The sequence below is a fragment of the Natrinema sp. CRL1 genome (assembly GCF_059162405.1).
The window spans coordinates 335,051-347,739 of sequence record NZ_JBLVOY010000004.1; the positions used below are offsets into that span (position 1 = coordinate 335,051).

10 protein-coding genes are annotated in these 12,689 nt (G+C 65.7%); 5 read left to right on the forward strand and 5 right to left on the reverse strand.

The annotated features are described in order from the left end of the window. Positions 1–80 precede the first annotated feature (80 nt). The 4 genes from ACJYUO_RS15795 (at position 81) to ACJYUO_RS15810 (ending at position 7,195) form a co-directional block, all read left to right on the forward strand. Entirely contained in the window at positions 81–311 is a 231-nt protein-coding gene (locus tag ACJYUO_RS15795) for a DUF8151 family protein (RefSeq protein ID WP_494346301.1), read from the forward strand. A gap of 96 nt (positions 312–407) precedes the next feature. Beyond that, positions 408–3,614 carry an isoleucine--tRNA ligase gene (gene ileS / locus ACJYUO_RS15800; protein ID WP_494346302.1) on the forward strand — a complete coding sequence of 1,069 codons (3,207 nt, stop codon included), beginning with the start codon at positions 408–410 and terminating at the stop codon, positions 3,612–3,614. Between the two features lie 412 nt (positions 3,615–4,026). Then, the gene (locus tag ACJYUO_RS15805; RefSeq protein ID WP_494346303.1) at positions 4,027–4,686 is read left to right on the forward strand and encodes a hypothetical protein; all 660 of its coding nucleotides are present in this window, start codon (positions 4,027–4,029) and stop codon (positions 4,684–4,686) included. A 421-nt stretch (positions 4,687–5,107) separates the two neighbouring features. Next, positions 5,108–7,195, forward strand: a complete 2,088-nt coding sequence (locus ACJYUO_RS15810; RefSeq protein ID WP_494346304.1) for a CARDB domain-containing protein — start codon at positions 5,108–5,110, stop codon at positions 7,193–7,195. A gap of 92 nt (positions 7,196–7,287) precedes the next feature. Here ACJYUO_RS15810 and ACJYUO_RS15815 read toward each other — a convergent pair whose 3' ends face one another. The 4 genes from ACJYUO_RS15815 to ACJYUO_RS15830 all read right to left on the reverse strand — a co-directional run bounded on the left by ACJYUO_RS15815 (position 7,288) and on the right by ACJYUO_RS15830 (position 10,548). Then, complete coding sequence (locus tag ACJYUO_RS15815) at positions 7,288–7,827, reverse strand: heme NO-binding domain-containing protein (RefSeq protein WP_494346305.1); 540 nt, start codon at positions 7,825–7,827, stop codon at positions 7,288–7,290. Positions 7,828–7,931: 104 nt separating this feature from the next. Continuing rightward, the gene (locus ACJYUO_RS15820; protein WP_494346306.1) at positions 7,932–8,789 is read right to left on the reverse strand and encodes a ribose-phosphate diphosphokinase; all 858 of its coding nucleotides are present in this window, start codon (positions 8,787–8,789) and stop codon (positions 7,932–7,934) included. 187 nt (positions 8,790–8,976) lie between these two features. Further along, positions 8,977–9,504 (reverse strand): hypothetical protein, encoded by a 528-nt coding sequence (locus tag ACJYUO_RS15825; protein ID WP_494346307.1) that lies wholly within the window; start codon positions 9,502–9,504, stop codon positions 8,977–8,979. A 162-nt stretch (positions 9,505–9,666) separates the two neighbouring features. Then, complete coding sequence (locus ACJYUO_RS15830; protein WP_494346308.1) at positions 9,667–10,548, reverse strand: HVO_0234 family beta-propeller protein; 882 nt, start codon at positions 10,546–10,548, stop codon at positions 9,667–9,669. 93 nt (positions 10,549–10,641) lie between these two features. On the opposite strand from ACJYUO_RS15830, the gene glmM reads away from it, so the two are divergent. Next, positions 10,642–12,018, forward strand: a complete 1,377-nt coding sequence (glmM, locus tag ACJYUO_RS15835; protein ID WP_494346309.1) for a phosphoglucosamine mutase — start codon at positions 10,642–10,644, stop codon at positions 12,016–12,018. Positions 12,019–12,263: 245 nt separating this feature from the next. Here glmM and ACJYUO_RS15840 read toward each other — a convergent pair whose 3' ends face one another. Next, the gene (locus tag ACJYUO_RS15840) at positions 12,264–12,659 is read right to left on the reverse strand and encodes a universal stress protein (RefSeq protein WP_494346310.1); all 396 of its coding nucleotides are present in this window, start codon (positions 12,657–12,659) and stop codon (positions 12,264–12,266) included. Positions 12,660–12,689: the final 30 nt, after the last annotated feature.

The window sequence follows — 12,689 nt, forward strand, 5'->3', positions numbered from 1 at the left end:
CGGTTCGCGCGCCCTATCGTGCGGTCGCGTCGCACGCGAGGGGACAGGTTTACGTTCGATGGGCGGGTAACAGCGGGCTAATGACATCGATCGGTCCGGAATTACTCGCGGAATCACTCCAACTGGTCCTCTACACCGTTGTCGCCGGCGCGCTGACGGTCGGCGGCATCCTCGTCGAACAGGCGAGCTTGCAACACTACGGGGCCGGCGAGGCGATGATCGCGCTGTGGCTGGCCGCCCTCGGCGGCGTCATGCTCTATGCCGGCGCATACGGGCTCGGCTACCAGAAGGTCCTCTCGCAGTACGTCTGATCGGCCGCGAGCACCGTCTTCGTTTTCGAGTCGATTCTCCGGCGAGCGACCTGCAATATCGATTCCTCTTTACTGCCGGAGGCGATTAGGTCGGGTATGAGCAGGTTCGGCGAGGTCGACGACCAGTACGACCCACACGAACTCGAGCAGCGGGTCTTCGAGTACTGGGACGACGTCGACGCCTACGAGCAGACGGTCGAGCACCGATCGGACGGCGAGTCCTACTTTTTCGTCGACGGCCCGCCGTACACGTCGGGATCGGCGCACATGGGAACCACGTGGAACAAGTCGCTGAAAGACGTCTACCTACGCTTCCTGCGAATGCAGGGGTACGACGTCACCGATCGGCCGGGCTACGACATGCACGGGCTCCCGATCGAAACCCGCGTCGAGGAGCGACTGGGCTTCGAGAACAAGAAAGACATCGAGGAGTTCGGCGAGGAGAACTTCATTCAGGAGTGCAAGGACTACGCCGAGGAGCAACTCGAGGGGCTCCAGTCGGACTTTCAGGATTTCGGCGTCTGGATGGACTGGGACGACCCGTACAAGACGGTCGAACCGGAGTACATGGAAGCGGCGTGGTGGGGCTTTTCGAAGGCCGCCGACCGCGGCTTAGTCGAGAAGGGGCACCGCTCGATCTCGCAGTGTCCGCGCTGTGAGACCGCCATCGCGAACAACGAGGTCGAGTACGAGGACGTCGAGGACCCCTCGATCTACGTCAAGTTCGACCTCGCCGAGCGCGAGGGCAAACTCGTCATCTGGACAACGACCCCGTGGACGGTGCCGGCGAACACCTTCGTCGCCGTCGACGAGGAGGGTGACTACGTCGGCGTCCGCGCGGAGAAAGACGGCGAGGAGGAACTGCTCTACGTCGCCGAGGCCAAACACGAGGAAGTCCTCCGCGAGGGTCGCTACGACGACTACGAGGTCGTCGAGGAACACGCGGGCGAAGACCTGCTCGGCTGGTCTTACGAGCACCCGCTGGCCGAAGAGGTTCCCGACCACGTCGACGCCGAGGGCGCGTTCGAGGTCTACGCGGCCGACTACGTCGACACGGACGGCGACGGCACCGGGCTGGTCCACTCCGCGCCCGGCCACGGTGAAGTGGACTTCGAGCGCGGCCGGGAACTCGGCTTCCCGATCTTCTGTCCCGTCGGCGGCGACGGCGTCTACACCGAGGAGGCCGGCAAGTACGAAGGCCAGTTCGTCAAAGACGCCGACGACGAGATCACGGCCGACCTCGAGGACAACGGCGCGTTGCTCGCTTCGGGGACGGTTCAGCACAGCTACGGCCACTGCTGGCGCTGTGACACGGGCATTCTCCAGATCGTCACCGACCAGTGGTTCATCACGATCACCGATGTCAAAGACGAACTCCTCGAGAACATCGAGGACAGCGAGTGGCACCCCGAGTGGGCCCGCGACAACCGTTTCCGTGACTTCGTCGAGGAGGCCCCCGACTGGAACGTCTCGCGACAGCGCTACTGGGGCATCCCGCTGCCTGTCTGGACCCCCGAGGACCGCGACGACGACGAGGACATGATCGTCGTCGGCGACCGCGAGGAACTCGCCGACCGGGTCGACCAGGACATCGATTCCCAAACTGTGGACCTCCACAAGGACACCGTCGACGACCTGACGATCACCGAAGATGGGACCACCTACACCCGCGTCCAGGACGTGTTCGACGTCTGGCTCGACTCGTCGGTCGCGTCGTGGGGCACCCTGAACTACCCCGCGGACGACAGCAAGTTCGACGAACTCTGGCCCGCCGACTTCATTCTCGAGGCCCACGACCAGACGCGGGGCTGGTTCTGGTCCCAGCTGGGGATGGGCACTGCCGCCATCGGCGAGAGCCCGTATCAGGAGGTCCTGATGCACGGCCACGCGCTGATGCCCGACGGCCGCGCGATGAGCAAGTCCAAGGACATCCTGATCGATCCCCACGAGGCGATCGACCGCCACGGCAGGGACACCATGCGGCTGTTCCTCCTGTCGAACAACCCGCAGGGCGAGGACATGCGCTTCGACTGGGACGGGATGCAGACGATGGAGAACCACCTCCGGACGCTGTGGAACGTCTTCCGGTTCCCCTTGCCGTACATGCGCTTGGACGAGTTCGACCCCACCGAGACGACCCTCGAGTCGGTCGATTCCGACCTCGAGCTGATCGACGAGTGGGTGCTCGCTCGACTGCAGTCCACCAAAGCCGAGATGACCGAACACTTCGAGGACTTCCGGCAGGACAAGGCGATCGACGCCCTGCTCGAGTTCGTCGTCGAAGATGTTTCGCGGTTCTACGTGCAGGCGGTCCGCGAGCGCATGTGGGCCGAAGCGGACAGCGGCTCGAAGACGGCCGCCTACGCGACGCTCTACCGCGTCCTCCGGGAGAGTGTCGCGCTGCTCGCGCCCTATGCGCCGTTCATCAGCGAGGAGATCTACGGCACCCTGACCGGCGACGAGGGCCACCCCACGGTCCACATGGAAGACTGGCCCGCAGTCGACGAGTACTGGGAGGACCAGCAACTCGAGGAAGACGTCGCCCTCCTCCGCGCGATCGAGGAGGCCGGCGCGAACGCGCGCCAGCAGGCCGGCCGCAAGCTCCGCTGGCCCGTTCCGCGCGTCGTCGTGGCGGCGGACGACCAGCGGGTCGTCGACGCCGTTTCCCGCCACACCGTGCTGCTCGAGGACCGGCTCAACGCCCGCGAGATCGAACTCGTCTCGCCCGAGGACCGCTGGGGCGAACTCAACTACAGCGCCGAGGCGGACATGAGCGAACTCGGCCCGACCTTCGGCGATCGCGCCGGGCAGGTCATGAACGCGCTCAACGAGGCCCGGATCGACGAGCAGAGCCTCGAGGCGATCGAGGACGCCGTCGCCGACGTACTCGAGGACGGCGAGGAGATCACCGAAGCGATGGTCTCCTTCGTCACCCAGACGCCCGACAGCGTCGCCGGCACCGCCTTTAGCACCGACGGCGACGACCGCGGCGTCGCCTACGTCGACGCTTCGCTGACTGACGACATCGAGAGCGAGGGCTACGCTCGCGAGGTCATCCGCCGGGTCCAGGAGATGCGCAAGGATCTCGATCTCGACGTGGAAGAACGGATCGCGCTCGACCTCGAGATCGACGACGACCGCGTCGCCGACCTCGTCGCCGACCACGAGGACCTGATCAGCGAGGAGGTCCGCGCCGACGAGCGCCGCCCGATCGAGGACGGCCACCGCAAGGAGTGGGACGTCGAAGGCGTGACGATGGAAATCGCGATCGAACCGCTGGCGACTGCGGAAGCGTCGGACTGATGCCATAAATTCCCGGAACGGGAGGTGAAGCCGACCGTTCCGGACTTTTTTGCGCGAGGGATGACGACCGGAGGGAGTCATCCGAGCGGAAAAAAGGTGGATGCAGAGATTGCCATCGAACCGCTGGCGACTGCGGAAGCGTCGGACTAGTCCATCGAACGTAGTGAGACGGCTTTTTGGTCTCTTGCTGAGCGGAGCGAAGCAAGGTCAGCGAAGCTTTTGCTCTCGCCGGACAGCTTTCCGTCGAGTGATTTCTCGTAATCTAGTTTCGCATCGCTAGTGACTCGCTGGTCCGAACGGAGTTTCGAATCTGATCCCGTTCTCGCCTATTGTTCTATTCTGCCATAAGAATAATAACCATAAGTAGGACTAGAAAATATTTAACTTAATCTCTAATCCATTATAGGGTGAAATGGTTAGAGAAAACCATTCACGGACTAGGCGAAACGTTATTCGATCAGTGGTGGGTCTCGGGAGTCTCTCTGCCATCCCACTGGCCGCTTCGGCCACTAGCGCGGCAGATACTGAAGAGAGGACCGAGTACTACGAAATTGACGACGACGGTGATCTGGTGTACATTGGTCCCGACTCCGAAGAAAACAACCATCTCTCGAAGGCTGCCGATGGATTCAACGAGGCTAAAGACGATGGTGAAATCCGGTTCGAGGAAGAAGATGATCGAGTCGCAATCGTTTCGGTCGACTCAACGGAATCCGCCTCTTCCTCTTCGAGCATGACTACAACTGCAGCGAGTTGCCCCGGAAAGGACGACTACCAAACCAAACTTCACTGGCAAGGGCTACGTCACATCTTCTGGCTCGATGACTGCACCTCTACCGAACTCCGGAATAAGCTGGCGGGTGGAGCGGTCCTGTCCGAAGTCATTGCTGTCGTCGCAAACGCGGCTCCCGGTGTCGGACAGGGGGCCGCTGCAGTTGCGGCTGTCGCGGGCATCCTCATGGGTGGCGGAGCGGGCCTCATCACGGCGAACAACGAGGGAAGTGGGATAAAACTCTGGTTCCACGGCCCGAACATCGCCGACATCGATATCTACGAAATCCGCTCACAGTAGCGGTTCGCCACCGAAAACCCATTATAATTGTCACTCTTAGATACTACCGATGAGCTCAGAACATATTTCCAAAGAGAAATCGATCAAAATCACGATCTTCTCGTCGGTCATGGTTCTGTGCTTTCTCTTCTTTCCCTATCTGTCCAGTAGCAAGAGCGTGAACCTAGCCAATCCGTATTATGCCACCGCGCTCATCGTGCTTCCGCTTGTTATTCTGATCAGTCTCGGCATGCTGATCCGAGTCAAGAGACGCAAGTAAGTGCGGGCTACAGTGACCGGAGATGACCCGTTCACGCTCCATTCTCGATCTGCTTTGTTACAATAAAATCAAAATAGATGACATTCACATATACTCCTTCATCCTTTTTTGAAAATACGGCCGCCACAAAAGTCTTGAGCACTGACTGGCCAGCATTGGCTAGTGAACTCTCGAGTCGCCGTTCTCGCCTTCGTCGTCTTGCTCGTCGCCAGCCCCCCGGCCGGTGCCGTCACCCTCGAGTCTGCGGGTGCAGTCGAACCCTCGGCAACTGCCGAGTTCGTCCAGGGGTCCGAACTCGAGTCGAGCCACTCTCTCGCGTCGGTCGGGACGAGCGCCGGCTCCGACGACGTCTTCCACCGGACGACCGTCCTCCGGCATCGGCCGGACGACCCCGAGACGTTCGGGACGGAGATGACCTTCCGCGTCCCCGATCCCGTCACGCAGTTCGAGATCGAACTCGAGCGGGGCACGACCGTCGAGTCCGTCGCGGGCTTCGAGCGGACGGGCGAGCGGACCTTCCGGTGGGACGAGGAAACCGCCGAGCCGACGATCCGGTACGCGATGCCGGCGGATCAACGCGGGGGCGGTGAACAGCGCGGAACCGACTCGAGTCCGGGGTACACGTTCGTCGATACCGGCGAGTGGGGTGTCGTGGGAGTCCCCGACATCGCGATCTCGCTGCGCCGGACCGAACCGGTCGGCATCGAGGAGACGGTGACCGTCGACGGGCCGGGCGCAACCGGCGGCGACATCGCCTTTTTCGGCGAGGTAGCGGAGTACGAACGAGCCGTCGACGGGGAGACGTTCCGGCTGGCCGTGCCCGAGGTCGCGGACCTCGAGGAGTCGCCCGACGATATCCTCGCGGCTCTCGCGGACGCGAGCGGTCGGCTCGCGGTCGGCGCGCGGAGCGACGAGGTGTTCATGGTCGCGGTTCCGAGCGATGTCGACTGGGGCTCGAACCGGGGGATCCAGTACGGCCGGTCGGACGCGTGGGTCGTCGAAAACGCCACGCTCGACGAACGGAACCCGGTCTGGATCCACGAGTACGTCCACGTCCGCCAGCGCTTTTCGACCGCGGCGGTCGACACCGCGCCCGAGGTCGACTGGGTTGTCGAGGGACAAGCCGACTACTACGCGGGCCTGCTTGCCCTCGAGAGCGGCTACACCGAGTTCGGCGAGTTCACCAGTCTCCTCGAGCGGGGTGAGCGATCACCCTACACCGACGGCGTGCTCGCCGACAAGTCGACGTGGGACGACCCGGAGACCGACTACGCGAAGGGGGCGCTCGTCGCCGGCGAAATCGACCGGCGGCTCCGGCTCGCCACTGACGGCGACCGCACGCTCGAGGACGTGTTTCGGACGCTGAACGCAGGGGAGGAGACGGTGACCGAGGCGGACTTCCTGCGAGCGATCGAGGACGCCGGCGGGGCGAAGGTCCGCGCCGTCGCGGAGCGGTACACGCGGACCGAGGCGACGCCGGAAATGTGGAATCGGAGCCAGCACGAGGCCGCGTTCGAGCAGTCGGTCACGGCCTTCGAGTACGGCATCGAGGCCGACTCGCTCACGGTGGCGGGACAGGAGTGGCCTCGCTGGAACGCGTCGGCCCTCGGCCGGACCGAGGGTGATGACCGCGATGTCATCGCGGTCCCGGCCGGGGAGTCCGTGACGATTCCGACGACGGTCGAAAACGCCGGCGAGCGGGCGGGCACCTACGACGCGACGCTCCAGGCCGGCGGACGGGTGGTCGATAGCCGACGGGGGACCCTCGAGCCCGGAGCGGCGGCGACCCATTCGCTCTCGTGGACGCCGTCCGAACCCGGCGAGTACACGATTCGGGTCGGGTCGGAGCGACTGACAGCTATCGTCAGATCGTCCGGGAGCGTGGCCGTCACCGACCTGCAGCACGCGCCCGAGGGCATCGATGCCGGCGAATCGGTGACAGCGACGGCGACGATCGAAGCCGCCGATGATCGACCGGGAGCGGCGGTCCTCGCGTTCCGGACCGTCGACGGTGTCGTCGCCGAGCGACCGGTCGCGATCCGGCCCGGCGAGGCGACGACGGTCGACGCCGAGATTCAGTTCGAGGAGGATGGCCGGTACGAGATCGCGGTCCGCGATCGGACGACGACGGCCGATGTCGGTGGCGGCACGGTGGCGGGGCTCGAGGAGGTCCCCGGCTTCGGTATCTCGGCAGCACTGGTCGCTGTCGCGGCGGCGTTGCTGGGGGTACTGCTGGCTCGTCGCCGGTAACGGTTCGGGCGGTCGTGGATTCGTGGTTGCACCGTCAAACCTTCCGTAACGTCGAATCCGCTGCGAACGGTCTCAGAATCAGAACCTGCCGGTCACTCGAGGTCGACGCGGAACCGGCAGGCGTCGGCACCGTCGTCGACGCAGGCGGTTTTCCTCACGGGGGCGTCCGCGTCGAACGCGGCGATAGTGCCTTCGAGGATCCCGTGGGCGAGCCCGCAGTACTGCTGGTCTCGGTGGGTGTCGTACGTGACGATCGCGTGGTCGTCCTCGCGAGTACAGGAGAGTTCCGGGAGCTCGGTGCTTTCCGTGGCGGCCTCGATGTTGTCGTAGACGTCCTCGAAGCCGGCGAGCAGTTCGGGGAGGTCCCAATCGCGCCGGATGTGGGCACTGAACGTCGAGAGCAGCTCGGGGGCGAGCGTCTTGCCAAAGTCGCGCTCGATGGCCTGCCTGTCTTGGGTGGCCATCGTCGAGAGCGTCTCGAGGATGGCGTCGATTTCCTCGTCGTCGTAGTTCGAGACGGGGAGGTATAGCTGCGGCTCGAGGCCGGACTGGTCGACGATCGTGTCCCAGGTGCCGTCGTCGGTCCGCTCGACGACGTACTCCTTGAGGGTCTTGTGGACGATTCCGTGCATCTAACTGCTGTAGTCCGTTGTCTGCGGCTGCTTGTGTGGCCGAGTCCGTCTCGTGCCACGCGCTAACAACTAAGCCAGTGTCTGGATACTACTTAATCGTTTAGTTACAGGTGTGCCGCGAGCGCCGGTGCGACCGAGACGGTCTCGACGCCGCGTTCGATGGTGTCGGTGCCGTAGATCGCCTCGACGCCCGCTCGCGAGAGCTTCGTGACAGCGTCGCGGGCGAGCAGCGGGTGGACGCAGGTGACGAAGACCCGACCGACGCCGCGATCGCGGAGGACGGCGACGGCCTCGCTCATTGTCGATCCCGTCGCGATGATGTCGTCGACGACGATGACATCGCGGCCGGCCACGTCGACGTCGTTCGGTGAGATTTCGACCTCGGTGCCGGAGTGGCGAGTTTTCTCGAAGTAGTCGGTCTCGCCCGCGCCGTAGGTGTCTCGAACCGTTTCGGCGAGGTCGACGGCCCCCGCGTCGGGCGAAAGGAAGACGGGATCGGCGAGGTCGTTGGGCAGGGGTTCGGCCAGTTGCCCGGCCGCGTCGACGGCGGTCGCCGCCGGCTCGAAGAAGTCACAGACGCTCTCTTCGTGCGGATTGACCGTCAGCACGCGGTCCGCACCGGTCGAAAGCGCGCGGGCGACCGCTCTTGCGGAGACCGGATGGCCCGGCTCGAAGGCGTCGTCCTGTCGCCCGTAGCCCATGTACGGCAGGACGGTGACGACCTCTTCGACGCCGGCCTCGCGGACAGCGTCCTGTAGCTGAAGCACTTCGAGGTGGGCGTCGCTCGAGACGGTCGAGGCGACGATCACCGCTCTGTCAGGCTCTGCCTCGGCGACGCCTGGGACGGCCGCGAGCAGTTCGCCGTCGGGAAAGCGGTCGTATTCGACGGCGGCGAGCGGTTCCTCGAGATGGCGTGCGAGCGCCGCGGCGAGAGCCTGCGACGCGGATCCGCTGACGATCATAGTCGGTTCGACAGCGCGGGGGCTAAACCAGTTTTCGTTCTCGGACCGACAGCGGCGGCTCGCCGGTCAGTTTCGCGGTCCGCGAAAAGCTCCTCGTAGCTTCACCTTGTGACCAGAAGCACTTAAACGACAACTCGGCGACTCGACGTCCGTCTGGGATCGTGCACTCGGCTCCCGACCGGCTCGCTCACTCCTCTGCGTCGTCTACGGTCGCATCGCCGCCGCCGCAGGGACCGCCCTCGGTGTCGCTCAGGATCTTCAGTTGGCCATCACGACCCACCATCGCGAAGACGTTGACACAGTCCGGATCGTTCCACCGTGCCGGCGTCACCTGCATCGGCTCGCCGCCGTCGAGCCGGAACATGACGCTAAACGATCCCGGCTCGGTCGGCCAATTTCGCTCGAGTTCCGCGCCCCTGTCCTCGGGGAGTTCGTGGGTCGACCAGTGCTCGGGGCCGTCGCCGAACTCGACGATGACGTCGATCGTGTGGGCCTCGTCGTGCATGTTCTCGAGGGAGATTTCCCCGAGGAGCGTGCCGCTGGTCGCCTCGGTGGTCTCGCTTCCGGTTTCCGGGTCCGCGCTCGTGCTCTCGTTTTCGTTCTCTCCGCTCTCGCCGTCTCCGTTTCCGTCGTCGCTGCCCATACAGCCGGCGATCGCACCGGTGAGCGCGGTGCCGGTCGCGGCCAGTAGTCGTCGCCGCGGTAGCTCGGTCATACCGCAGAGGAGAGATGCCGGGTAGATAAACGTCCGTCAGACACCGGTCGCGATCGCGGTCTCATACGGTTTACTGTAAGTCATTTCCGGCGCAACCGCGACCCGGGCGGCGGTTGCGCCGATAAATCGGTACAGCAATCCGTATCAGTTTTGCACTCGAGATCAGCGCTCTACCCGCCGCGGCGGGACGGCGAGTCCCGTCACGCCGGTGATCCCCAGCGTTCGCGTCCGCCACTCTCCCTCGCTCGCCGAGCAGAACGTCCCCGACTCCGTGACGGCGTACACCGTGTCGCCGTAGCCGATTCCCACAATCGGGCCGTCCAAACGATTCCCGTCTTCCGCTCCCTCCCGCCACTCGTCGTCGTCGGCCGCGTACTCGTAGACCGCGTCGCCGGCGACCGCGTGGGCGTGGACGAGCCGGCCGGGCTCCGAGCGCGGGTCCGCCGCGACGGCATCGAACGCGCCCTCGAGGACCTCCATCCAGCCGTTGCCGAGCTTGTAGAGGCCGTCGGCGGTGGCTACGAGCGGGACGCCGGCGGCCGAGACATCCCGGACGTCCGATAGCCCGGCGTGATCGAGTTCGCCGTCGTGGGCACGGTAGACGCCGCTGTCGGTACCGATAAGACCCCCGTCGATCGCCCGCACCGTGGCGACGGTCTCGTCCTCGAGTGCTGTCCACTCCTCGGTTCCGGCCGCTCGACACGCGAGGCGGCCGTCCGGGTCGGCTGCGATCAGATCGCCGTCGTCGTCGTAGCCGACGGCGACCGCCGGGCCGAAGCCCGTTTCGACGAACGGTTCGTCGCCCGCGTCGTCGGTGTCGGCTCCGTCTTCGAGTGAGCGTATCCGAACGTCCTCGTCGGTCGCGACGGCGACGGCGTCGTGGGTGGCTGCGATGTCCCGGGCCTCACAGCGCTCGCAGAGGCCGAATTCGCCGACGGTGTCGCCGGCGACGCGAACGCGGACGACGCCGATCTCGCTCGCGACGTAAGCTGTGACCGCCCCGTCGCGGTCGCCGTAGACGCGCTTCTCCTCGATCGAGTCCATACGGTATCGTGGCGGTGGCGGGCCGAAAACGTTCCGTCCCGTCGGAATCGGGTTGCGGAACCCCTTTGGGGGGGCCGCTCGGACTAGCGCGTGATGCAAGTCTTCGGATCGAGCGGGACGCGGGGCGTCGCCAACGAGGAGTTGACGCCCGCCTTCGTCCTGCGTGTCGCGAAAGCGGCGGGGACGATCTGGCGCGACGGCCGCGGTGGGGGCCGGGTCGCGATCGCCCGCGACACGCGCCACACGGGACGGATGCTGGCCGATGCGGCCGCGAGCGGGCTAGCGAGTACCGGCACCGACGTCGACCGTCTCGGGGTCGTCCCCACGCCGGGGGCACAGGCCTACGCCGAACGGGAGGGTGTCCCCGCGATCGTCATCACGGCCTCGCACAATCCGCCGCCGTACAACGGCGTCAAACTCGTCGGCAGCGACGGCGTCGAGCTCTCGGTCTCCGCCCTCGAGGAGATCGAGGAGACGCTACTCGCGGAGAATTTCACCGTCGCCCCGTGGGACGAGACGGGTCGTGTCAGCGAGTGCGACGGCGTTCGGCGGGAGTACGTCGACGAACTGCTCGCGGCCGCCGACCGGGAGGCGATCGCCGACGCCGACCTCACCGTGGCGCTCGATCCGGGCCACGGCGCGGGGTCGCTGACCAGCCCGGAATTCTTCCGGCAGCTCGGCTGTCGCGTCGTCACCGTCAATAGCCAGCCCGACGGCCACTTCCCCGGCCGGGACCCCGAGCCGGTCCCCGACAACCTCGCCGACCTCGGGCGGCTCGTCCGTGCGACCGACGCCGACGTCGGTATCGCCCACGACGGCGACGCCGACCGGGCCATCTTCTTCGACGAGCACGGCGAGTACGTCGAGGGCGACGCCACCTTCGCCGCGCTCGCCGCCGCCGAACTCGAGGCCGGCGACACCACCGTCTCCGCGGTCAACGTCTCCCAGCGGCTCGTCGACGTGGTGGGCGAGGTCGGGGCCGAACTCGAGTTGACCCCGATCGGCTCGACGAATATCATCACGCGCATCGAGGAACTCGAGGCCGACGGCCAGCGCGTGCCGATCGCGGGCGAGGGCAACGGCGGGATCTTCTTCCCCGACTACCGACTCTCCCGGGACGGGGCCTACACGGCCGCCCGATTCCTCGAACTGGTCGCCCAGCGACCGGTCAGCGAGATCGTCGCGCCCTACGACGGCTACGTGAACGTGCGGCGCAACGTCGAGTACGAGTCGACGGCCGAACGCGACGCGATGCTCGACGCGGCGGCCAATCAAGCACAGGCCGCAGACGCCGACCTCAACACCCGCGACGGCTACCGACTCGATCACGGCGACGCGTGGGTGCTCGCTCGCCCCTCCGGCACCGAACCACTGGTCCGGATCTACGCCGAGGCCCGCGACCGCGACCGCGCCGAGGAACTCGCGGGCGACATGTACGAGGCGCTGGCCGACGCGAAAGCCGCCGTCTAAATTCTCTTTTTGCTGGTTTTAGCGGCTCGAGGGCGGTCGACCGTTCAGTACAGCAACCTCTTTTACCGGGGGAATCGGCTGGCGTCTGCGACGCCAGCCTCAACCCCCGGCAAAACCCGTTGATGCCAAAAGGCCGCCGTCGCGGGGTTTCACCCCGCTCCGGCGGTGAACCGCTCGCTTCGCTCGCGGATTCTGGGTCCGTCCGCAACGTTCCATTCGTATCTATACTGAACGATCACGGCCGCTCACGGAACGATCGTCACCGGAATCTCCGCGCGTCGCGTGACCCCCTCCGCGACGCTGCCGAGCAACACCCGCGAGACGCCGGCTTTCCCCTCGCTGCCCATGACGATCGCGTCGACGCCCTCCGCGGTCGCGTACTCGAGGATCGCGTCCGCCGCCCCGCTCCCCGAGACGACGGCCGTCTCGACCGTCTCGTCGTACCCCTCTGCGAGCGCTTGAACGTCGGCGAAGAACGTGGGCTCGTCGTCCCCCGCGACGACGCTGCCGTAATCCGCCTCGAGGTCGTCGACCGCGTGGACGACGGTCAGTCGATCGGCCGGCACCCACTCGAGGGCGTGTGCCAGCGCCGCCCGCGCCGGCTCGGAGTCGTCCATCGGGACGAGGACGTGTCTGGTCATACGCGACCATTCGGAGAGTAGCGGCTAAAA

Excerpts from the sequence above, each read along its gene's own strand:
- ileS (WP_494346302.1), top strand. The coding sequence starts at position 408 with ATGAGCAGGTTCGGCGAGGTCGACGACCAGTACGACCCACACGAACTC.
- glmM (WP_494346309.1), top strand. The coding sequence starts at position 10,642 with ATGCAAGTCTTCGGATCGAGCGGGACGCGGGGCGTCGCCAACGAGGAG.
- ACJYUO_RS15805 (WP_494346303.1), top strand. The coding sequence starts at position 4,027 with ATGGTTAGAGAAAACCATTCACGGACTAGGCGAAACGTTATTCGATCA.
- ACJYUO_RS15830 (WP_494346308.1), bottom strand. The coding sequence starts at position 10,548 with ATGGACTCGATCGAGGAGAAGCGCGTCTACGGCGACCGCGACGGGGCG.
- ACJYUO_RS15820 (WP_494346306.1), bottom strand. The coding sequence starts at position 8,789 with ATGATCGTCAGCGGATCCGCGTCGCAGGCTCTCGCCGCGGCGCTCGCA.
- ACJYUO_RS15815 (WP_494346305.1), bottom strand. The coding sequence starts at position 7,827 with ATGCACGGAATCGTCCACAAGACCCTCAAGGAGTACGTCGTCGAGCGG.
- ACJYUO_RS15795 (WP_494346301.1), top strand. The coding sequence starts at position 81 with ATGACATCGATCGGTCCGGAATTACTCGCGGAATCACTCCAACTGGTC.
- ACJYUO_RS15840 (WP_494346310.1), bottom strand. The coding sequence starts at position 12,659 with ATGACCAGACACGTCCTCGTCCCGATGGACGACTCCGAGCCGGCGCGG.
- ACJYUO_RS15825 (WP_494346307.1), bottom strand. The coding sequence starts at position 9,504 with ATGACCGAGCTACCGCGGCGACGACTACTGGCCGCGACCGGCACCGCG.